The following is a 19,258-nucleotide window of genomic DNA, read 5'->3' as shown; positions in this document are numbered from 1 at the left end:
ATCAGACCGGATAGACCAGGTCGTTCGCAATGATGGTGGTGTCGTACACCACCTGCCGCTCGCGCAGCAGCAGCCTGCCGGCCTGGCGGCGGAAGCGGTCGTGATAGGTCCCCGCGAGGTGGATCGTGGTGGGGCCTTCGACCAGCGTCTGCAACAGCATGAAGTTGGCCTGCGCCACGATATCCCCGTCGGCGGTTTCATCGCTGACCCGCGTGTTGGTCACCAGGTGCAGGTTGTAGCGCGGCGCGAACATCTGCGTATTGGCGATCGCCGCGGCGCGGTCGCGCATCATGCCGATGCCTTCGGCATACACCAGTCCCACGGGCAGGTTGCGTTCCGCGTTCTCGCGCGCGGTGATGCGGTAGAGTGCATCGTCGGTAAAGAAGCCCGGCCAGTCCTCGACCATGCCGGCGTCCAGTGCCGCGCAATAGTCAGCGTGGAAGGCATCGATCTCCAGCCGCAGTTCGATCGCGCGCGCGGTGCCGAGGGTGCTCTCGCGATAGAGGGAGTAGTTCATCGGTTTCATTTGCTGTTGGATTCCCGTCAGGCTGTGTTCAGAACCCCATCACGCCGCGGTAGTACTGGTACATCGCGCGGATGGCGGATTCGGAGATCAGGGAACTCGAAGTGCCGATCTGCTGCGCGTCCAGCTTGAGCACGTTGAGGTCGCTGCTGGAGCGGCGCACGCCTTCCTGCACGAACTTCATTGCCTCGTTGTCTTCCAGCCCGAGGAAGCCGGCGGGGCCCATCAGGTTGCCCTGGCGCAGGCGGTGTTGCGTCATTTCCTCGGTATCGTCCTCATAGCCGAACATGGTCCATAGCATCAGCATGCTGTCGGGGCCGTTGGGCACGATCTGCCGCACGCCCAGCGTGTTCATCTCGCGCTGCACGATCAGGTTCGGCCAGATCGTCTGCATCGTCACAGACCACGGCGAGTCGAACTCGCGCACGTACTCCAGGAAGCGTTCGTCCTCCAGGCGCATGCCTTCGTGGTACGAGCGCATCTCCTTCCTGTTCTCGTCGCTGACGGCCGCGTACTTGTCTTCCTTCTTGGCCGATGCCATGGTGCCGTGGCGTCCATGGACGGGGTCGGCGATCATCGCCGATTCATTGCCCGCCACCAGCAGTCCGAACACCACCAGGAACGAGTGCAGCAGCGTGGCGTGGTACGGGTCCTTCAGGTTCTCGTGGTACATCTTCCAGTTGCACGGCAGTTCGTTCTTGTAATAGCCGAGCACCTTGAGCGGCTTGCCGTTGAAGACCACGTCAAAGTCCTTCAGGATCTCCGGCGTCATGTAGTCTTCCAGGGTTTCCATGTCAGGCGCGTAGGAGGCAAAGATCACGCCGTTGCGTGCCGCCACGTGCAGCTTCACCAGCCCGTGGTCTTCGTTGCGGAAGTCCTTGGGCATGCCGCCGGCGCGGTTGACGCCGCGCTTGAACGGAACACCCTGCAGGTTGCCCTTCAGGTCATAGGACCACTGGTGGTAAGGGCAGACGAATTCCTTGGCGTTGCCCTGGCTATGCCGGCAGAACTCGGCGCCCCGGTGCGCGCAACGGTTCTCGAACACGTTGATCGAGCCGTCCTCGGCGCGCGACACGACCACCGGAGTCGCGCCGACATACGAGCGTTTGAAGTCCCCGGCGTGCGGGATTTCTGCTTCGAGCGCGACATAGTTCCACGAGCGGCCGCGGAAGATCTTCTGCAGCTCCAGGTCATGGACGGCGTGGCTGGTGTAGACCCAGTCGGGGATGCAGTGCAGTCCATCATCGGGCCAGCGGCATTCATCCAGTGCCGGGTTCTTCTTGCCCAGCGTGTGCTGGATCACCGCTTGTGTCTGGTACATGTGGGGGTCCTCTCAGAGTGTGATGGAGCGGTCTGCTTCTGGCTGGCGTTCGCGGACAACCTGCCGCAGCGGCAATGTGTCGTCGCACAGGCGTGCCAGATGCGCGGAGACGTCGTGCCCGACCAGTGAGCGCAGCTGGCGCAGGTCGCCGCCGGCATTCACGGCAATGGCATGGCGCAGGCGGCCGTGGCAGGTGCCGAGCAGCATGAACTTCGGGGTGGCGTCAGCGTGGGCAGCGAAGCCGCGCCAGTCATAGCGGATATCCGGGTGCGCGGCGCCGAGCATCTGTACATTGCAGCCGAACTGGTCGGTCCAGAACCACGGCAGCGCCGTGGGCCCCGCATCCACGCCAAGCATGGATGCCGCCGCGATGCGTGCCTGTTCATTGGCGCTTTGCCACGACTCGAGCCGCATCTCGGTGCCGAACAGCGGCTGGTACTGGCTGCAGCAGTCGCCGGCGGCATGGATATCCGGCGCGCTGGTGCGGCACCGTTCGTCGACCTGGATGCCGCCGTTCTGCGGATGCAGCGCCAGTCCGGCGCCGGCGGCGAGCGTCACTTCCGGGGACAGGCCGATGGCGACCACCACCAGCGGTGCGCGCAACACGGCGCCGCCAGCCAGTTGCAGATGCACGCCATCTCCGCTGGTGCCGCAAACCTCGATGCTGCATCCGAGGTGCAAAGTCACGCCTTGTGCCCGCCCCCGATCTGCCAGCCAGGTGCCAAGCTCCGGAGGCAGGGCGCGGCCAAGCAGGCGCTCCGCGCTCTCGATGAGCGTGACCTTCAGGCCCATGCCTGCGGCGGTCGAAGCGGTTTCCAGGCCAAGGAAGCCGCCGCCGATCACCACAAGTTCGCCAGCGCGCTGCATGGCATGGCGCAGGCGCGCCGCGTCGTCCAACGAGCGCAGGTAGTGCACATGCGGCGTACCCGGCGGCAGCGCCGGCAGCACGCGGGCATTTCCGCCGGTGGCGAGCAGGCAGGCGTCGTAGCCGATGGCACTGCCGTCGGCCAGTTGCGCGACATGCCGCGTGGCATCCAGCGCGGTGACGCAGGCGCCCAGCCGCAGCTCGATGTCCTGGTCGGCATAGAAGCTGGGGGGGTGCACGCCGATCTTGCCGTCCTGCTCGACGTCGGCCAGCACGGACTTGGACAGCGGCGGGCGCTCATACGGCGCGTGCCGCTCGCCGCCCGCCATGACGATGCGGCCGCCGTAGCCAAGGCTACGCAGCGCCGCGGCGGCCATGGCCCCGGCCTGGCCGGCGCCGACGATCAGGATGGGCGTGTGCTGTGTCATGACCGGCTCCCTTACAGCTCGACCCACACCCGGCTGTCTTCGATCTTGACCGGATAGGTGCGGATATCGCCGGTGGCGGGCGCGCACATTGCCTTGCCGGTGCGGATGTCGAAGCGCGCCTGGTGCAGCGGGCATTCGATGCAGCCGTCTTCCAGGTAGCCGTCCGACAGCAGGGCATACTGGTGCGTGCAGACGTTGTCGGTGACAAAGTACGTGTCGTCGCTGCGATAGACGGCAAGCTGGCGATCGCCCAGCGTCAGCGGCATCACCTCGTCGTTTTGCAGCGTATCGGCCGCATCGATGTGAATCCATGCCATGGTTATCTCCGTGAAGCTAATTTGTCAGTATGCTGATTATATAAGATCAGTGTACTGATGTTTTGGGCGCGAAATATCCTCGTTAACCCTGGCGGGTGCGTGCGGTCCCCGGCGTGGCCGCGGCACTGTGCTGCCGCGCGGGACGTGCCTGCCACCGCGCCAGGATCTCGCCCATGATGCCGCGGCGGAACGTCAGCACGCAGACCACGAAGATCAGCCCGGTCACCATGCTGACCGATTCGCCCAGCGTATCGAACCAGCCGATCCCGGTCATCGCCGCCAGCGCACTGCCCGCATCCCCCAGCTTGTTCTCCAGCGCGACAATGACCAGCGCGCCGACCAGCGGGCCGGAAAGGGTACCCATGCCGCCGACCAGCGTCATCAGGATCACGGAGCCCGACATCATCCAGTGGACATCGGTCAGCGTGGCGAAGCCCAGCACCAGGGTCTTGAGCGCGCCGGCCAGCCCCGCCAGCGCTGACGACAGCACGAATGCCAGCAGCTTGAAGCGATCCGCGTCATAACCGAGCGAGACCGCGCGCGGCTCGTTCTCCTTGATCGCCCGGAGGATCTGCCCGAAGGGCGAATTGACGATGCGCATGATGCCAAGGAAGGCCGCGGCCGTGACGGCCAGCACGACGTAGTACATGGTGTGGTCGGACGCCAGCGGCAGCAAGCCGAACAGCTCGCCGCGCGGCACCGCCTGCATGCCGTCTTCGCCGCCGGTGACCGGCGCCTGCAGGCAGAAGAAGTAGAACATCTGCGCCAGCGCCAGCGTGATCATGGCGAAGTAGATGCCCTGGCGGCGGATCGCCAGCGCACCGACCACCAGCCCCAGCAGGGCGCCGAAGGCGGTGCCGGCCAGCAGCGCCAGTTCTGGCGTCAGCTGCAGCGACTTCATCGCGTAGCCACAGGCGTAGGCCGCGCCGCCGAAGAAGGCAGCATGGCCGAACGACACCAGCCCGGTGTAACCCAACAACAGGTTGAAGGCGCACGCAAACAGCCCGAAGCACAGCAGCTTCATCACCAGAACCGGGTAGGCGCCCAGCCAGGGCGCGAGCAGCAGGGCCGCCAGCAGCAGTCCATAGGCGAGCAGCGGCCGCGTTGCGTTAGTGGGGCTTGCCATCATTTCTCCTTTCCAAACAGGCCGGCCGGTCGCACCAGCAGCACGCAGACCATGGCGACAAAGACAACGGTCGCGGAGGCTTCAGGGTAATAGACCTTGGTGATGCCTTCGAACACACCCAGCCCCAGCCCGGTAAAGATCGAGCCGAGGATCGACCCCATGCCGCCGATCACCACCACCGCGAACACGGTGATGATCAGGTTCTGCCCCATCAGCGGCGACACCTGCATCACCGGCGCGGCGAGCACGCCCGCGAGCGCCGCCAGGCCCACGCCGAAGGCATAGGTCAGCGTCGCCAGCAGCGGCACGTTGACGCCGAAGGCCTCGACCATGCGTGGATTCTCGGTGCCGGCGCGCAGGTAGGCGCCCAGCCGGGTCTTCTCGATCGTGTACCAGGTGGCAAAGCACGCTGCCAGCGAAGCGACCACTACCCAGGCACGGTAGTTGGGCAGCACCATGAAGCCCAACTGGCTGACGCCGGTCAGCGCTTCCGGGGTGGGGTAGGGCAGGCCGGAGACGCCATAGACCGAGCGCAGCAAGCCTTCGATCAGCAGGCAGATGCCGAGCGTCAGCAGCAGCCCATACAGGTGGTCGAAGCGGTACAGGTGGCGCAGCATGGTGCGCTCCAGCACCACGCCCAGCGCACCGGCGACCAGCGGCGCCAGCAGCAGCATCAGCCAGTAGTTGATCCCGAGGTAGTTCAGGCCCATCCAGGCCAGCACCGCGCCCAGCATGAACAACGCGCCATGCGCGAAGTTGATGACGTTGAGCAGGCCGAAGATCACCGCCAGCCCCAGGCTCAGGATCGCGTAGAACGATCCGTTGACCAGCCCCAGCAGCAGCTGGCTCAGCAGCGCGGGCAGGGGCACTCCAGACAATTCCATGACAAGGTCTCCTTACACGCCCAGCAGGGCATTGAGCGCGGGCATCTTCCGTTCCAGTTCGCTGGCGGCGAAGGCCTCCACGATGCGGCCGTGCTCCATCACGAAGAAGCGGTCCGCCAGCGGCGCCGCGAAGCGGAAGTTCTGTTCCACCATGACAACGGTGTAGCCGCGCCGGCGCAGCGTGGCGATCATCTTCGCCAGCTTCTGCACGATCACCGGCGCCAGCCCTTCCGAGATCTCGTCCAGCAGCAGCACGCTGGCGCCGGTGCGCAGGATGCGCGCCACCGCCAGCATCTGCTGCTCGCCGCCCGACATGCGCGTGCCCTGGCTCTTGCGCCGCTCGTACAGGTTGGGGAACATCTCGTAGATCTCGGCAACGGACATCGGCTCGCGCAGGCCTGTGGCGCCTGTCGCTGTGGCAAAGCCAGGCGGCAGCATCAGGTTCTCTTCGCACGACAGGCTGGCAAAGATGGCGCGCTCCTCCGGGCAATACCCCAGCCCCAGCGGCGCGATGCGGTGCGTCTTCATGCCGATGGTTTCCTGGCCGAATACGCGCACCGAGCCCTTGCGCGTGCCGACCAGGCCCATGATGGCGCGCAGCGTGGTGGTGCGGCCCGCGCCGTTGCGCCCCAGCAGCGTCACCACTTCGCCCGGCCGGACCGCCAGGTCGACGCCGTGCAGAATGTGCGATTCGCCGTACCAGGCATGCAGGCCCCGCAACTCCAGGGCAGGGGTGGCGATTGCGGTCATGCGGCCTCCTGCTGGTCTTCCGTGGTTCCCATATAGGCTTCCTTCACCTGCGGATTGCGCGAGATCTGGTCATACGTGCCCTCGGCCAGCACGGCGCCGCGCTGCAGCACCGTGATGCGATCGACGATCGACGACACCACGCTCATGTTGTGCTCCACCATCAGCACGGTGCGTCCCGCCGACACGCGCTTGATCAGCGCGGTCACGGTCTCGACGTCCTCATGGCCCATGCCTTGCGTGGGCTCGTCCAGCAGCATCAGCTCGGGATCGGTGGCGAGCGTGGTGGCCAGCTCCAGCGCGCGCTTGCGGCCATAGGCCAGTTCGGCCGTGCCCAGATGCGCGAAGCCGGCCAGGCCCACCTCGTCCAGCAGCTCCATGGCGCGTGCATCCAGCCGCGACAGCGACCGCCCGCCGCGCCAGAAATGCCACGACGTACCCAGCTTGCGCTGCAGCGCGATGCGTACGTTTTCCAGCACGGTCAGCTGCGGGAACACCGCGGAAATCTGGAACGAGCGGATCACGCCCATGCGGGCGATCTGCGCCGGGCGCAGCGCGGTGATGTCGTTGCCGTTGAAATGGATGGATCCGGAAGACGGGGCATGGAACTTGGTCAGCAGGTTGAAGCAGGTGGTCTTGCCGGCGCCGTTGGGGCCGATCAGCGCATGGATCGAGCCCCGCCGCACCGACAGGCTGACATCGCTGACAGCGGTAAAGCCCTTGAACGCCTTGGTCAGCCCCTGCGTGCGCAGGATTACGTCTTGCTCGGGCATGGGCGCACTCACTTCTTGACCAGCGCGCATTCGCTCGCGGACAGGGGCCGGAAGGCCTCGTCGCCGGGAATCGTGCCGATGTACTTGACCAGGTCCCACGGGCCCTTCGATTCCGCCGGCGTCTTGGCCTGGGCCAGGTACATGTCGTGCACCATGCGGCCATCGATCCGGACCTTGCCATTGCGCACGAAGGCATCGTTGACGGGCAGGGCGCGCATCTTGTCCGCCACCGCGGGGCCCTCGACGGTCCTGGCGGCTTCCACGGCCTTCAGGTAGTGCAGCACGCCCGAATAAACGCCGATCTGCCCGTGCGTCGGATACGCCTTGTGGCGCTTGTAATAGCGCTCGACGAAGTCCTTCGACTGCGCGTCGAGGTCGAGCCTGAACGGATCGACATAGGTCAGGCCCTGCGCGGCAGGCAGCCCCAGGCTCTTGAGATCGGTGATGAAGGTCGAAGGCGTGATGACGGTCTGCCCCGCCTTGATCAGCCCGAACTCGCCGGCCGCCTTGACGCCGTTGATCATGTCGTTGCCGGCGTTGGCCAGCACCACGACCTTGGCCTTGGAGGCCGAGGCGGCGACCACCGGGCTGCTGAAGTCGCTGGCATTGAGCGGATGGCGCGTGCTGCCGACGTTCTTGCCGCCGCCGGCATCCACGGCCTTGCGGAAGTCGGCTTCCAGCGACTGGCCGAAGGCATAGTCCACGGTGATGTAGTACCAGCTGTTGCGGCCCTGGTCGATCAGGCGCCGGACCAGCGGATACGACACGGAATAGGTGTCCCAGGCCCAGTGGAATCCCGTAGGCGAGCAGTTCTGGTTGGTCAGCGCCATGGCACCGCCGGTGGAGACGATGTCGATCTTCTGCTTCTGGCGCGCCACTTCCTGCACCGCCAGCGCCGTCGATGAATTGGGGAAATCGATCACCATGTCGACGCCATCGGTATCGAACCAGCGGCGCGCCAGCGACGAAGCGATATCGGCCTTGTTCTGGTGATCTGCGGACAGCACAGTGACTGGCTTGCCCAGCGCCTTGCCGCCGAACTCCTCGACGGCCATCTGGGCGGCGACGACGGAGCCCTTGCCGGACAGGTCGGCATAGGAGCCGGACATATCGGTGATGACGCCGATCTTCACGCCGCTGGCGTCGGCCAGGGCGGGCGTGGCCTGCGCCAGCCCGAGCAGGGCGGATGACGCGGCAAGGGTGCGGAGGATGCGAGAGGTGGACATGGGGGCTCCAGGTTGTCTGCGCGAAGGGATGGAAGTTGGCGATGGCTGCAGTGGCCCGTCGCGGGCGTCATCGCTGCGCTCGCGCGGTAAATAATTCAGTATGCTGAATATATGCTGATGAAAAGGGCGGATTTCTCCGCCCTGCAAGTCCGCCGGGTGGCAGTGCTTAGGTGGAAAGATCGCGCCCGCGCGTCTCCGGCACGAACACCATGCCGATGACGAAGGCGAGGCCGGCGATGACGACCGGGTACCACAGGCCAAAGTACACGTCGCCGCTGGACACGTTCATTGCCGTGACCACGAACGACAGCATGCCGCCGACCCAGCCCGCACCAAGGTGGAAAGGCAGCGACAGGGAGGTGTAGCGCACCCGCGCGGGGAACAGTTCGACCATGAAGGCGGCCATCGGGCCATAGACCATGGCCAGGAACAGGATCGGCACCAGCAGCAATAGGAACACCATCGGCGTATTCATCCTGGCCGGATCGGCGCGCTCCGGCCAGCCGGCCTCGACCAGTGCGCCCTTGATGGCGGCGCGGTCGAAACCCTGCAGCGTGCGCTCGCCGATCCGCACTTCCGCCTGTGCAGGGTCGCTGGCCGGCGCGAAGGTGTAGCCTACGCCCAGGTCGGTCAGGTAGCCGCGGATCTTGTCGCAGGCCGACACCGGTTCGCCGAACAGGCGCGCCTTGCAGTCGCCGGCGGTCACCTGCACCGTGCCTTGCCGCTGGAACTGCTCCAGCGCCGGATTGGCATAGTGGGTCAGTCCCTTGAACACCGGCTGGGTGCATAGCGCAGCGAGCAGGCATGCCGCCATCATGATGTACTTGCGGCCGATGCGGTCCGACAGCCAGCCGAAGAACAGGTAGCACGGCGTCGCCACCACCAGTGCAATCGCGATCAGCTTGTGCACGGTTTCGATCGGCACCTGCAGCGTCTTGTTGAGGAAGAACATGCTGTAGAAGTGGCCGGTGCCGAAGATCGCGCCAAGCCCGGCAGCCACCACGAACAGCAGCAGCACCGACTTCAGGTTCTTCCACTGGGTGAAGCTCTCGCGGATGGGAGACTTCGAGGTGGCGTTGCCCGCCTTCATGCGCGCGAATACCGGCGATTCATGCAGCTTGCCGCGGATATAGACTGAGATCACCAGCATCACCAGCGACACGATGAACGGGATGCGCCAGCCCCACGCGCGGAACTCCGCCTCGGTCAGGAAGGTCTTGAGCAGGTAGACCACGAACAGCGAGGACAGCAGGCCCAGCGTGGCGGTGGTCTGCAGCGAGCTGGTGTAGAGGCCTCGCTTGCTCGTCGGCGAGTGCTCGGCGACGTACGTGACCGCGCCGCCCACTTCGCCGCCAAGGGCCAGGCCCTGCAGCAGCCGCAACAGGACCAGCAGCACCGTGGCGGTGATGCCGATCTGCTGGTACGTCGGCAGCACACCCACGCCCACCGTGGCCACGCCCATCAGCAGGATGGTGACCAGGAAGGTGTACTTGCGGCCGATCAGGTCGCCCAGGCGCCCGAACAGCAGCGCGCCCACGGGGCGGATCAGGAAGCCGGCGCCAAAGGTGGCCAGGCTCGCCAGGAAGGCGGCCGTCTCATTGCCTGGCGGAAAGAACAGTGCGCCGAAGTACACAGCCAGCGCCGCGTAGATGTAAAAGTCATACCACTCCATCAGGGCGCCGAAGGATGAGGCAAGGATGACCTTGCGTTCTTCGGCGGTCATGCCGGAGGCTGGGGCGCGCGTCTCGGCGCGGGTCAGGCTGATCGTCATGGCGGGGGCTCCTCTTGGTCAGGCCGTACGTCTCTATTGTTTGTTTGCTTCCCGGGTGGTGCCGGCGTCGGTGGCGCGGGTCGTTGATGACCCGAGACTGTGCAGCGCCGCATCCTGCCGGTGCATCAGTCAGTATGCTGATGAGAAGCGCAGTATGCTGAGCAAAATGCGGGCCACTGCCGACGCCGCCCGCTGTCTTGCAAAGGCGCCGGAAAGCCCGATTTAAACGGTTATTTCATATTGTCAGCATACTGAGCATCTGCGAATCAGTGTACTGAGCGACTTTGCCCATCGTTATAGGTGTTAACCCTTCGCACTGCGTCTGGACTTTTGAAATGTCGCTGACTAGAATCCAAAACTAATCAGTGTACTGATCAATTAACGAGACAACGCGCTCGCATACGCGGGAAAAGCTCGGCACGCAGCGATTCCATCCATCAGGAGCCCCCACCAGCATGACCTACGTGAAGAAGATCGCCCTGGAAGAGCATTTCATGACCCCCGGTTTCCAGGCTTACTCAAACGGGTTCACGCAGCATATCGATCCGGCGGTGTTCGCCGAGCTCGGTCGCCGTCTTGCCGATTTCGACGAAGAGCGCCTGGCCGAGATGGACCGGTGCGGCATCGACATCACCGTGCTGTCGCAAACCGGCCCGGGCGTGCAGGGCGAGCCCGACGCGGGCCTGGCGCTGGCACGGGCGCGCGAGAGCAATGACTTCCTCGCGGCGCAGATCGCCCGCCATCCGACGCGCTACGCCGGCTTTGCCGCGCTGCCGATGCAGAACCCCGAGCAGGCGGCGGCCGAACTGGAGCGCGCCGTGCAGCAGCTCGGCTTCAAGGGCTCGCTCGTGAACGGCCATACGCATGGGCGCTACTACGACGACCCCGCTTATGACGCGTTCTGGGAACGCATGCAGGCGCTGGACGTGCCGATGTATCTGCATCCGACCGACGCCGTCGTGTCGCCGCAAGTGCTCGCGGGCCATCCGGAACTGGTCGGGGCCGCGTGGGGGTGGGGCGTGGAAACCGCCTCGCACGCGCTGCGGCTGCTGTTCAGCGGCGTGTTCGACCGCTTCCCGCGCCTGAAGCTGATCCTCGGCCATATGGGCGAGGGCCTGCCGTACCAGCGCTGGCGTTTCGACAGCCGCTTCGCGGTCTATTCGCATGGCGTCAAGCTGGAGCGTGCGCCGTCCGAATACATCGGCAGCAATATTGTCATCACCACCTCGGGCGTGTGCTCGCACGGCGCGCTGAGGGGCGCCATCGCCGAACTGGGACCCGAGGCGGTGATGTTCTCGGTCGACTATCCCTATGAATCCACCGAAGTGGCCGCGCGGTTCATCGACAGCGCACCGCTCGACGACTCCACGCGCGCGCTGGTCTGCCATGGCAACGCGCAACGCCTGCTCAAGCTCTGAGCGCACCAACCGGGAACCCTCATGCAAAAAGTCTTTCGTATCGGCCAGATCGTCCCCAGCTCGAACACGACGATGGAAACCGAAATCCCCGCCATGCTGACGGCGCGCCAGCAGATCCGCCCGGAACGCTTCACCTTCCATTCAAGCCGCATGCGGATGAAGAAGGTAGTCAAGGAAGAGCTGGCGGCAATGGACGCAGAGTCCGACCGCTGCGCGGTGGAGCTGAGCGATGCCCGCGTCGATGTGCTCGGCTATGCTTGCCTGGTCGCGATCATGGCGATGGGCCATGGCTACCACCGGCAGTCCGAACAGCGCCTGAAGGCACATACCACGGCGAACGGCGGCGACGCGCCGGTCATCACCAGTGCCGGCGCGCTGGTGGATGCGCTCAAGGTGATGGGCGCAAAGCGCATTGCAGTGGTCGCGCCCTATATGAAGCCGCTGACCGAACTGGTCGTCGACTACATCCGTAACGAGGGCTATGAAGTCGTCGACTACCGCGCGCTGGAAATCCCCGACAACCTGGAAGTCGGCCGCCACGACCCCGCGCGCCTGCCCGGTATCGTCGCGCAGATGAACACGCGGGACGCCGACGTGATCGTGCTGTCTGCCTGCGTGCAGATGCCGTCGCTTCCGGCCGTGGCAAAGGTCGAGGCGATGACCGGCAAGCCGGTGCTTACCGCCGCCATCGCCACGACGTACGCGATGCTCCGTGCACTGGACCTGGAGTCGGTCGTGCCGGGCGCGGGTGCGCTGCTGTCCGGCGCCTACTGAGGAGCGACCATGAGTACCTTCCAGTACGGAGGCCATGTCCACGCCAACGGCATCCGGCAGCATTACCTGCGCTACGGCGGCAATGAGGGCGAGCGCGTCGCGCGCGACGCCGTCGTTATCGTGCCGGGCATCACCAGCCCCGCGATCACCTGGGGCTTTGTCGGCGAGCATTTCGGCACGCGCTTCGACACTTACATCCTCGACGTGCGCGGCCGCGGGCTGTCGTCGGCGGAGCCGGAGCTCGATTACGGACTTGATGCACAGGCGCGCGACGTAACGGCCTTTGCCGAAGCGCTGGGGCTGCCGCGCTACAGCGTGGTCGGCCATTCGATGGGCGCACGGATCGGCCTGCGTGCGGCGGCGAGACAGCCGGGCGGGCTGGCGCGGCTGGTGATGGTCGACCCGCCCGTCTCGGGACCCGGCCGTCGCCCGTATCCGGCGCAGCTGCCGTGGTACGTCGACTCGATCCGGCTGTCCCGGCAAGGCACCGACCTGGAAGGCATGCGCCGCTTCTGCCCGACCTGGACCGACGAGCAACTGCGCCTGCGCGCCGAATGGCTGCACACCTGCAATGAAGACGCGGTGGTGCGCAGCTTCGAGGACTTCCACCGTGACGACATCCATGCCGACATGCCGCGGGTCAGGGTGCCCACGTTGCTGATGACCGCCGGCCGCGGCGACGTGGTGCGGCCCGAAGACGTCGTGGAAATTCGCACGCTGCTGCCAGGCCTGCTGGTCAGTCACGTCGCCAATGCGGGCCACATGATCCCGTGGGACGACGAAGCGGGCTTTTACGCGGCGCTGGAGGATTTCCTCGGCGCGCCGCTGTTGCAATGACGAACAAGGAGCCGACATGCCGGTAAGCGACCACCAGATGATCGAGGCCTGGCGTAAGGTGCTGCGGCTGTCCCGGCTGGAGCCGGGACAGACCGTCACCATCCTGACCAGTGCCGCTACCCACCCGCAGACGCTGTCCACCGCGCTCACCGCCACGCAGTCGATGGGCGCCATCGTCAACCGGCTCGACCTGCCGCCCGTCAATGGCGAGAAGGCGCTGAGCCGCGATGCGCTCGCCTACCTCGGCACCACGCCGCTGACCGGCAACCCGGCGGCCATCGCTGCGCTGAAGGCGAGCGACCTGGTGCTGGACCTGATGACGCTGCTGTTCTCGCCCGAGCAGCACGAGATCCTGCAGGGCGGGACCAGGATCCTGCTGGCCGTCGAGCCGCCGGAGGTGCTGGTGCGCATGGTGCCGTGCGAGGCCGATCGCGAACGCGTGAAGGCGGCGTCGCAACGGCTGGCAAGCGCGAGGGAAATGCACGTTGTCTCGCCAGCGGGCACCGACCTGCGCTGCCCGCTGGGGGAATTCCCCGCCATCAGCGAGTACGGCTTTGTTGACGCGCCGGGGCGCTGGGACCACTGGCCGAGCGGCTTCGCGCTGACCTGGCCGAATGAAGGCGCCGCCCACGGCACCATCGTGCTGGACAAGGGCGACATCCTGCTGCCGCAGAAGACCTACGTCACCGAGCCGATCCGCGTGACGGTGGAAGCCGGCTTTGCGACGCGCATCGAAGGCGGGCTCCATGCGGAGCTGCTGAGCGAATACATGGCGTCGTTCAACGATCCCGAAGCCTATGCGATCTCGCATATTGGCTGGGGGCTGCAGCCGCGCGCGCATTGGTCGACGCTGGGCCTGTACAACCGTGAGGCCACCATCGGCATGGATGCGCGTGCGTTCGAGGGCAACTTCCTGTTTTCGCTTGGCCCCAACAACGAGGCCGGCGGCCATCGCACCACGGCCTGCCATATCGACATACCGGTGCGCCGTTGCACCGTGCGCCTGGACGGCGTCGACATGGTAACCGCGGGCAAGGTGACCGACGGCTTCCGCTACCCGGAGGACAAGTCGTGATGCACAAGGAAATCGGCGCGTACCAGCGCCAGGGCTTCGGCAATACGCTCGAGCTGGCCGGCCCCTTCGGGCTGCTGATCGTGGACTTCGTCAACGGCTTCGCCGATCCGGCGGTATTCGGCGGCGGCAATATCCGCGACGCCATTGCCAACACCGTGCCGCTGCTCGCGGTGGCGCGGAGCGAAGGCTGGCCCGTCGCGCACAGCCGCATCGTGTATGCCGACGACGGCGCCGACCACAACGTGTTCTCGATGAAGGTGCCGAACATGCTGACGCTGAAGGAGCATGCCTTCAACAGCGCCATCGTGGCAGAACTGGCGCCGCAGCCGGGCGAACTGGTGGTGCGCAAGACGGTTCCGTCGGCGTTCTTCGGCACGTCGCTGGCGGCGTGGCTGACGCAGCGCGGCGTGCGCACGCTGGTGGTGGCCGGCGCCGTCACCAGCGGCTGCGTGCGCGCCAGCGTGGTCGATGCGATGCAGTACGGCTTCCGCCCGCTGGTGCTGTCCGACTGCGTGGGCGACCGAGCGCTGGCGCCGCATGAGGCCAACCTGTTCGACATGGCGCAGAAATACGCAACGGTCGCCACGCGGGCGGAGGGGCTTGCCGCCATCGGCGTGCGGGACTAGGCGCGCAAGGACATGGCGGCCCTGCCGGGATGCGGTAAAGCCGCAATTGACAGGGTCGCCCGCATTTTCATAGGATTTTGGTCAGTATGCTGAATAAGCCACGCTTATCATCGGAACGGACAAGGCAATGACATCGTCGATCGAACCGCATCACCCGGAAATCGCGCGCGGCCAGGGAGTCGGCGCGCGCGTGGCGCGCAAGGAGGACGCCCGTCATCTGCACGGCAAGGGCCGCTTTGTCGCGGACATCGCCATGCCCGACTTGCAGGAGGTGGCATTCCTGCGCAGCCCGGTCGCGCACGCCCGGCTGCTGTCGGTGATCAAGCCTTCCCGGCACGCCGCCACGGTGATCGTGCGCGAAGACATGACGGCGGCCAGCGATATCATCGCCGACTCGGCTTTCCCGTCCTACCAGCCTTCGGCGCAGCCGCCGCTGGCCAGCGGCAAGGTGCGCTTCGTCGGCGAGCCGGTGGCGATGGCGTTCGCGCCCACGCGCGCCGAGGCGGAGGATATCGCCGAACAGGTCGCCGTGTCGTTCGACGAGCTGCCCGCGCTGGCCGACGTGACGCAGGCCAGCCAGCTTGCCGGCGAGGTGCGCGTGCACGAGCACTGGCGCGACAACACCTTCCTGACGCTGACCGCCGACAAGAACTTCGAGGCGCGCCAGCGCGAGGCCACGGTCGTAGTTCGCCGCAAGATCGATCTGGCGCGCCAGTGCATGGTGCCGATGGAAGGCAAGGCAGTGCTGGCTTACTGGGACCACCAGTTCGACCAGCTGGTGGTCTACAGCGCGACGCAGGTACCGCACATGATCCGCACGATCCTGGCGCACTGCCTGGGGCTTGAGCAGGAGCGCGTGCGGGTGATCTCGCCCGACGTCGGCGGCGCCTTCGGCTACAAGTGCGTGCTGCAGCAGGAGGAGCTGTGCATCGCGTGGCTGGCGCTGAACTACAAGCGCCCGTTCCGCTTTATCGAGGACCGGCGCGAGCACCTGACCGCCGGCGCAAATTCGCGCGAGCACCACTACGAGCTGACCGCGTATGCCGATGCGCGCGGCCGCCTGTTGGCGCTCGATGCAAGGATCGTGATCGATGGCGGTGCCTATTCGGTGTGGCCGTTCACCATCGGGCTGGAACCGGGGCAGGCGATCGGCAACCTGCCGGGGCCGTACGCCTTCGACGGCTACCGCTGCGAAACCACTTGCGTGGCCACGAACAAGCCCGGCTTCGTACCCTATCGCGGCGTGGCGCGTACCGGGGTCTGCTTTGCGATGGAACTGATGATCGACGCCATCGCCCGCGAAGTGGGACGCGAGCCGTGGGAAGTCCGCTGTGAGAACCTCGTGCCGCCCGAGGCTATGCCCTATGTCAACGTCACCAACAAGCATTTCGACGGCGGCGATTACCCGGCCAGCGTACGCAAGGCCATGGAGATGATCGGCCTGCCCGCGATCCGCGCGCGCCAGAAGGCGGGGCCACAGGGCAGCACCTATGTCGGCGTGGGTTTCGGCACCTACACCGAGCAATCGGCGCACGGCACCTCGGTGTTCGCCGCGTGGGGCACGCCGGTGATCCCGGGTTTCGATTCTGCGACGGTGCGCATCACGCCGGACGGCGGGCTGGAGGTGCGCGTGGGCGTGCATTCGCACGGGCAGGGCATGGAGACCACCTTCGCGCAGATTGCCCACGAGGTCCTCGGCATCGATATCGCGCGGATCAAGGTCGTGCACGGCGATACCGGCCTGACGCCGTTCTCGACGGGCACGTATGCGTCGCGCTCGCTGGTGATGTCCGGTGGCGCGGTGTCGCGTGCGTGCAAGGCGCTGCTGCCGCGCCTGCTGAAGATCGGCGCGCACATGCTGGGCCAGCCGCAGGGCGACGTGGCGTTCCGGGATGGCGCCGTGGCAGCCGAGGATGCAGGCACCGCCGATATCGCGCGCATCGCCAACGCCTGGTACATCAACCCGCACCTGTTGCCGCCGGACGTCGACGCGCAGGGGCTGGAAGTCACGATGGGCTTCAAGCCTGCCGTCGACACCGGCAGCTTCACCTACGCCACGCATGCCGTGGCAGTGGAAGTCGATATCGACTCCGGCCACGTCGGGATCCTCGACTACGTGGTGGTGGAGGACTGCGGCACCATGATCAACCCGATGGTGGTGGAAGGGCAGACCTACGGCGGCGTGGCGCAGGGCATTGGCACCGCGATGTTCGAAGCCATGCACTACGACGGCAACGGCCAGCCGCTGGCGTCGACGCTGGCGGACTACATGCTGCCTGGGCCGACCGAGATCCCGTCGATCCGCATCCATCATTTCGAGACGCCGTCGCCGCATACGGAGTTCGGCGCCAAGGGCATGGGCGAGGGCGGGGCGATCGCGCCGCCGGCGGCCATCTTCAATGCCGTCAATGACGCATTGCGCGATTTCGGCGTCGAGCTGAAGGAGACGCCGCTGACGCCGCGCAAGATCCTGGAAGCACTGGATGCGGCCGAGGCCGATGCGCATAACCGGAAGGCTGCCTGACCGATGAAAGCCGTTGCATTTTCCTACCACGCGCCCGGCTCGCTGCCGGAGGCGCTGTCCCGCCTGGGCGCGGGTACCGATGTATCCAAGGCCATGGGCGGCGGGCAATCGCTCGGGCCGATGCTGAACCTGCGCCTGACCCGGCCCGATACGGTGGTCGATGTGTCGGCGCTGCGCGAATTGCGCGACGTGACCGCAACCCCTGACGGCATCCGCATCGGCGCCTGCGTGACCCACGCGCAGATCGAGGACGGCGTGTTCGAACCGCTGCGCGGCACCCTGCTGCAGGCCGTTGCCGGCGGCATTGCCTATCGGGCGATCCGCAACCGCGGCACCGTCGGCGGCAGCCTTGCGCATGCCGATCCGGCCGCCGACTGGGTCGTGGCGATGACCGCGCTGGGCGCGCAGATCGAGATCGCGTCCGCCGCCGGCACGCGCGAAGTGCCGATGGAGTCGTTCATGCTCGGCGCCTACACCACGGTACTGGCCGACGGCGAGTTGATCGCCGCGGTGCGGGTGCCGCAGAAGACTGCGCACAGCCGCTGGGGCTACCAGAAGCTGTGCCGCAAGACCGGTGAATTCGCCGAGGCCAGCTGCGCCGCGTACTTCGACGCCAGCCACCGCTTCGCCCGCATCGTGCTCGGCGCGCTGGACGGTCCGCCCATGGTGCTGCCCGGCCTGACGCGCGCCGTCGCGGCGCAGGGCTCGGCCGCGCTGACGGCCGATGCCGTCGCAGAAGCCGTCGCGCACGCCGCGCCGGGCAAGGACGCGATCGACCGCAAGCTGTACCGAACCGTCGTGATGCGCTGCGTCACGCAATTGCTGAACTGAGGAGCGCCGTGCAGACCATCGAATTCACCGTCAACGGCCGCCGAGTGTCCGGCGCGTGCGCGGACCGGACGCACCTGGGCGACTACCTGCGCGACACGCATCGCCTGACGGGCACCCACCTTGGCTGCGAGCACGGCGTGTGCGGCGCCTGCACCGTGCTGCTCGACGACAAGCCTGTACGATCGTGCATCACCTTTGCCGCCGCTTGCCAGGGCGCAGACATTGTCACGGTGGAGGGCTATGAGGACGACGCGGTCATGGCCGACCTGCGCGCGGCCTTCAACCGGCATCACGCGCTGCAGTGCGGCTACTGCACGCCCGGGATGCTGGCCACCGCGCGCGATATCGTGCTGCGCCTGCCCGACGCCGACGAAGCGGTCATCCGCCATGAGCTGTCGGGCAACCTGTGCCGCTGCACCGGCTATATGGGCATTGTCGCAGCGATCCGTTCGGTGCTGGACGCACGCCGCGCGGCCGCCGGCGTGATCGCACGGCACGCCAGCACAGCCACCGCCCCCATGCCGTTCGCGGGCTTCACGGTCGCGGAGGAGGTGCTCGGCTCGCAGCCGCATCTGGCGACGGCGAGCAGTGCCGAGCCGGAACGCTCGGCCGACCGCAAGGGCTGGTCGCGCATCGAAGGCGGCTTCACCGTGCCCTATGCACTGGACGAGGTATGGGCCTTCATGGCGGACCTGCCGGCCGTGGCGGGCTGCCTGCCCGGTGCGGTGCTGACGGAAGTGGCCGGGGAGAAGGTCAAGGGCCATATCGCCATCAAGTTCGGCCCCATGTCGGCGAGGTTCGAAGGCGCCGCGCGCCTGCAGCGCGATGACGCCAACAAGCGCGGCGTGCTGAAGGGGGCCGGACAGGACTCGCTCAGCAATGCCAAGGCCGCGGGCGATATCGCCTACGTGCTCAAGGCCTTGTCCGCCGGCGAGACCGAAGTCGCGGTCGACCTGCAGTATTCGCTGCAAGGGCCGCTCGCCCAGTTTTCACGCTCGGGGCTGGTGCGCGACTTCGTGCGGCGGATGATCGCCGACTTTGGCAGGTCGGTATCGCGCAGGATGAACCCCACGCTGTCCGATGCCGAGCGCAACCAGGCCGTGCGCCTGAACCCGGTGGCAATGTTCTTCGGCGTGCTGTGGGAGCGTGTGAAGCGCTTGTTAGGCGCCCGCTGAACAACGCTGGCCGGGGA

General features: G+C 66.5%; 18 protein-coding genes. 8 read left to right on the top strand and 10 right to left on the bottom strand.

Going from position 1 to position 19,258, the window contains the following annotated elements:
• Position 1: 1 nt before the first annotated feature.
• The 10 genes from J8I34_RS13020 to J8I34_RS12975 all read right to left on the bottom strand — a co-directional run bounded on the left by J8I34_RS13020 (position 2) and on the right by J8I34_RS12975 (position 9,981).
• A complete protein-coding gene (locus J8I34_RS13020; RefSeq protein WP_209806211.1) occupies positions 2 to 517 on the bottom strand; it encodes an aromatic-ring-hydroxylating dioxygenase subunit beta in 516 nt (171 codons plus the stop codon).
• A 37-nt stretch (positions 518 to 554) separates the two neighbouring features.
• Positions 555 to 1,844: an aromatic ring-hydroxylating dioxygenase subunit alpha gene (locus J8I34_RS13015; RefSeq protein ID WP_209806210.1), complete on the bottom strand. Its 1,290-nt coding sequence runs from the start codon at positions 1,842 to 1,844 to the stop codon at positions 555 to 557.
• Positions 1,845 to 1,856: 12 nt separating this feature from the next.
• Positions 1,857 to 3,137: an NAD(P)/FAD-dependent oxidoreductase gene (locus J8I34_RS13010; RefSeq protein WP_209806209.1), complete on the bottom strand. Its 1,281-nt coding sequence runs from the start codon at positions 3,135 to 3,137 to the stop codon at positions 1,857 to 1,859.
• Positions 3,138 to 3,148: 11 nt separating this feature from the next.
• Positions 3,149 to 3,454 (bottom strand): non-heme iron oxygenase ferredoxin subunit, encoded by a 306-nt coding sequence (locus J8I34_RS13005; protein ID WP_209757836.1) that lies wholly within the window; start codon positions 3,452 to 3,454, stop codon positions 3,149 to 3,151.
• Between the two features lie 82 nt (positions 3,455 to 3,536).
• The gene (locus J8I34_RS13000) at positions 3,537 to 4,580 is read right to left on the bottom strand and encodes a branched-chain amino acid ABC transporter permease (RefSeq protein WP_209806208.1); all 1,044 of its coding nucleotides are present in this window, start codon (positions 4,578 to 4,580) and stop codon (positions 3,537 to 3,539) included.
• Entirely contained in the window at positions 4,580 to 5,464 is an 885-nt protein-coding gene (locus J8I34_RS12995) for a branched-chain amino acid ABC transporter permease (RefSeq protein ID WP_209806207.1), read from the bottom strand. Before J8I34_RS12995 ends, J8I34_RS13000 begins: the two co-directional genes overlap by 1 nt.
• A gap of 12 nt (positions 5,465 to 5,476) precedes the next feature.
• The gene (locus tag J8I34_RS12990; protein ID WP_209806206.1) at positions 5,477 to 6,214 is read right to left on the bottom strand and encodes an ABC transporter ATP-binding protein; all 738 of its coding nucleotides are present in this window, start codon (positions 6,212 to 6,214) and stop codon (positions 5,477 to 5,479) included.
• Complete coding sequence (locus J8I34_RS12985) at positions 6,211 to 6,984, bottom strand: ABC transporter ATP-binding protein (protein ID WP_209806205.1); 774 nt, start codon at positions 6,982 to 6,984, stop codon at positions 6,211 to 6,213. Before J8I34_RS12985 ends, J8I34_RS12990 begins: the two co-directional genes overlap by 4 nt.
• Before the next feature lie 8 nt (positions 6,985 to 6,992).
• Positions 6,993 to 8,210, bottom strand: coding sequence for an ABC transporter substrate-binding protein (locus J8I34_RS12980; RefSeq protein ID WP_209806204.1), 1,218 nt, complete (start codon positions 8,208 to 8,210; stop codon positions 6,993 to 6,995).
• A 166-nt stretch (positions 8,211 to 8,376) separates the two neighbouring features.
• Positions 8,377 to 9,981 carry an MFS transporter gene (locus J8I34_RS12975; RefSeq protein ID WP_209806203.1) on the bottom strand — a complete coding sequence of 535 codons (1,605 nt, stop codon included), beginning with the start codon at positions 9,979 to 9,981 and terminating at the stop codon, positions 8,377 to 8,379.
• Between the two features lie 455 nt (positions 9,982 to 10,436).
• On the opposite strand from J8I34_RS12975, the gene J8I34_RS12970 reads away from it, so the two are divergent.
• From J8I34_RS12970 to J8I34_RS12935, 8 genes are all read left to right on the top strand, one after another.
• Entirely contained in the window at positions 10,437 to 11,399 is a 963-nt protein-coding gene (locus J8I34_RS12970) for an amidohydrolase family protein (protein WP_209806202.1), read from the top strand.
• A gap of 21 nt (positions 11,400 to 11,420) precedes the next feature.
• The gene (locus J8I34_RS12965) at positions 11,421 to 12,173 is read left to right on the top strand and encodes a maleate cis-trans isomerase family protein (protein WP_209806201.1); all 753 of its coding nucleotides are present in this window, start codon (positions 11,421 to 11,423) and stop codon (positions 12,171 to 12,173) included.
• A gap of 9 nt (positions 12,174 to 12,182) precedes the next feature.
• Positions 12,183 to 13,010: an alpha/beta fold hydrolase gene (locus tag J8I34_RS12960; RefSeq protein ID WP_209806200.1), complete on the top strand. Its 828-nt coding sequence runs from the start codon at positions 12,183 to 12,185 to the stop codon at positions 13,008 to 13,010.
• 16 nt (positions 13,011 to 13,026) lie between these two features.
• Positions 13,027 to 14,085, top strand: a complete 1,059-nt coding sequence (locus tag J8I34_RS12955; RefSeq protein ID WP_209806199.1) for a 2,5-dihydroxypyridine 5,6-dioxygenase NicX family protein — start codon at positions 13,027 to 13,029, stop codon at positions 14,083 to 14,085.
• Positions 14,085 to 14,711, top strand: coding sequence for an N-carbamoylsarcosine amidohydrolase (locus J8I34_RS12950; protein WP_209806223.1), 627 nt, complete (start codon positions 14,085 to 14,087; stop codon positions 14,709 to 14,711). Before J8I34_RS12955 ends, J8I34_RS12950 begins: the two co-directional genes overlap by 1 nt.
• 127 nt (positions 14,712 to 14,838) lie before the next feature.
• Complete coding sequence (locus tag J8I34_RS12945) at positions 14,839 to 17,235, top strand: xanthine dehydrogenase family protein molybdopterin-binding subunit (RefSeq protein ID WP_209806198.1); 2,397 nt, start codon at positions 14,839 to 14,841, stop codon at positions 17,233 to 17,235.
• Between the two features lie 3 nt (positions 17,236 to 17,238).
• Entirely contained in the window at positions 17,239 to 18,066 is an 828-nt protein-coding gene (locus tag J8I34_RS12940) for an FAD binding domain-containing protein (RefSeq protein WP_209806197.1), read from the top strand.
• An 8-nt stretch (positions 18,067 to 18,074) separates the two neighbouring features.
• Positions 18,075 to 19,241 carry a xanthine dehydrogenase family Fe-S subunit gene (locus tag J8I34_RS12935; RefSeq protein WP_209806196.1) on the top strand — a complete coding sequence of 389 codons (1,167 nt, stop codon included), beginning with the start codon at positions 18,075 to 18,077 and terminating at the stop codon, positions 19,239 to 19,241.
• Positions 19,242 to 19,258: the final 17 nt, after the last annotated feature.

The organism is Cupriavidus phytohabitans, assembly GCF_017815025.1.
GTDB lineage: Bacteria > Pseudomonadota > Gammaproteobacteria > Burkholderiales > Burkholderiaceae > Cupriavidus.
The sequence above is the reverse complement of the archived record's forward strand: the minus strand, read 5'-3'. Positions and strand labels throughout refer to the sequence as shown.

Bases quoted from the DNA above. Each gene is read 5' to 3' on its own strand.
- J8I34_RS13020 (WP_209806211.1), bottom strand. From the start codon at position 517: ATGAACTACTCCCTCTATCGCGAGAGCACCCTCGGCACCGCGCGCGCG.
- J8I34_RS12965 (WP_209806201.1), top strand. From the start codon at position 11,421: ATGCAAAAAGTCTTTCGTATCGGCCAGATCGTCCCCAGCTCGAACACG.
- J8I34_RS13000 (WP_209806208.1), bottom strand. From the start codon at position 4,580: ATGGCAAGCCCCACTAACGCAACGCGGCCGCTGCTCGCCTATGGACTG.
- J8I34_RS12980 (WP_209806204.1), bottom strand. From the start codon at position 8,210: ATGTCCACCTCTCGCATCCTCCGCACCCTTGCCGCGTCATCCGCCCTG.
- J8I34_RS12970 (WP_209806202.1), top strand. From the start codon at position 10,437: ATGACCTACGTGAAGAAGATCGCCCTGGAAGAGCATTTCATGACCCCC.
- J8I34_RS12960 (WP_209806200.1), top strand. From the start codon at position 12,183: ATGAGTACCTTCCAGTACGGAGGCCATGTCCACGCCAACGGCATCCGG.
- J8I34_RS12955 (WP_209806199.1), top strand. From the start codon at position 13,027: ATGCCGGTAAGCGACCACCAGATGATCGAGGCCTGGCGTAAGGTGCTG.
- J8I34_RS12950 (WP_209806223.1), top strand. From the start codon at position 14,085: ATGCACAAGGAAATCGGCGCGTACCAGCGCCAGGGCTTCGGCAATACG.
- J8I34_RS12975 (WP_209806203.1), bottom strand. From the start codon at position 9,981: ATGACGATCAGCCTGACCCGCGCCGAGACGCGCGCCCCAGCCTCCGGC.
- J8I34_RS12940 (WP_209806197.1), top strand. From the start codon at position 17,239: ATGAAAGCCGTTGCATTTTCCTACCACGCGCCCGGCTCGCTGCCGGAG.
- J8I34_RS13010 (WP_209806209.1), bottom strand. From the start codon at position 3,137: ATGACACAGCACACGCCCATCCTGATCGTCGGCGCCGGCCAGGCCGGG.
- J8I34_RS12990 (WP_209806206.1), bottom strand. From the start codon at position 6,214: ATGACCGCAATCGCCACCCCTGCCCTGGAGTTGCGGGGCCTGCATGCC.
- J8I34_RS12995 (WP_209806207.1), bottom strand. From the start codon at position 5,464: ATGGAATTGTCTGGAGTGCCCCTGCCCGCGCTGCTGAGCCAGCTGCTG.
- J8I34_RS13005 (WP_209757836.1), bottom strand. From the start codon at position 3,454: ATGGCATGGATTCACATCGATGCGGCCGATACGCTGCAAAACGACGAG.
- J8I34_RS13015 (WP_209806210.1), bottom strand. From the start codon at position 1,844: ATGTACCAGACACAAGCGGTGATCCAGCACACGCTGGGCAAGAAGAAC.
- J8I34_RS12985 (WP_209806205.1), bottom strand. From the start codon at position 6,984: ATGCCCGAGCAAGACGTAATCCTGCGCACGCAGGGGCTGACCAAGGCG.
- J8I34_RS12945 (WP_209806198.1), top strand. From the start codon at position 14,839: ATGACATCGTCGATCGAACCGCATCACCCGGAAATCGCGCGCGGCCAG.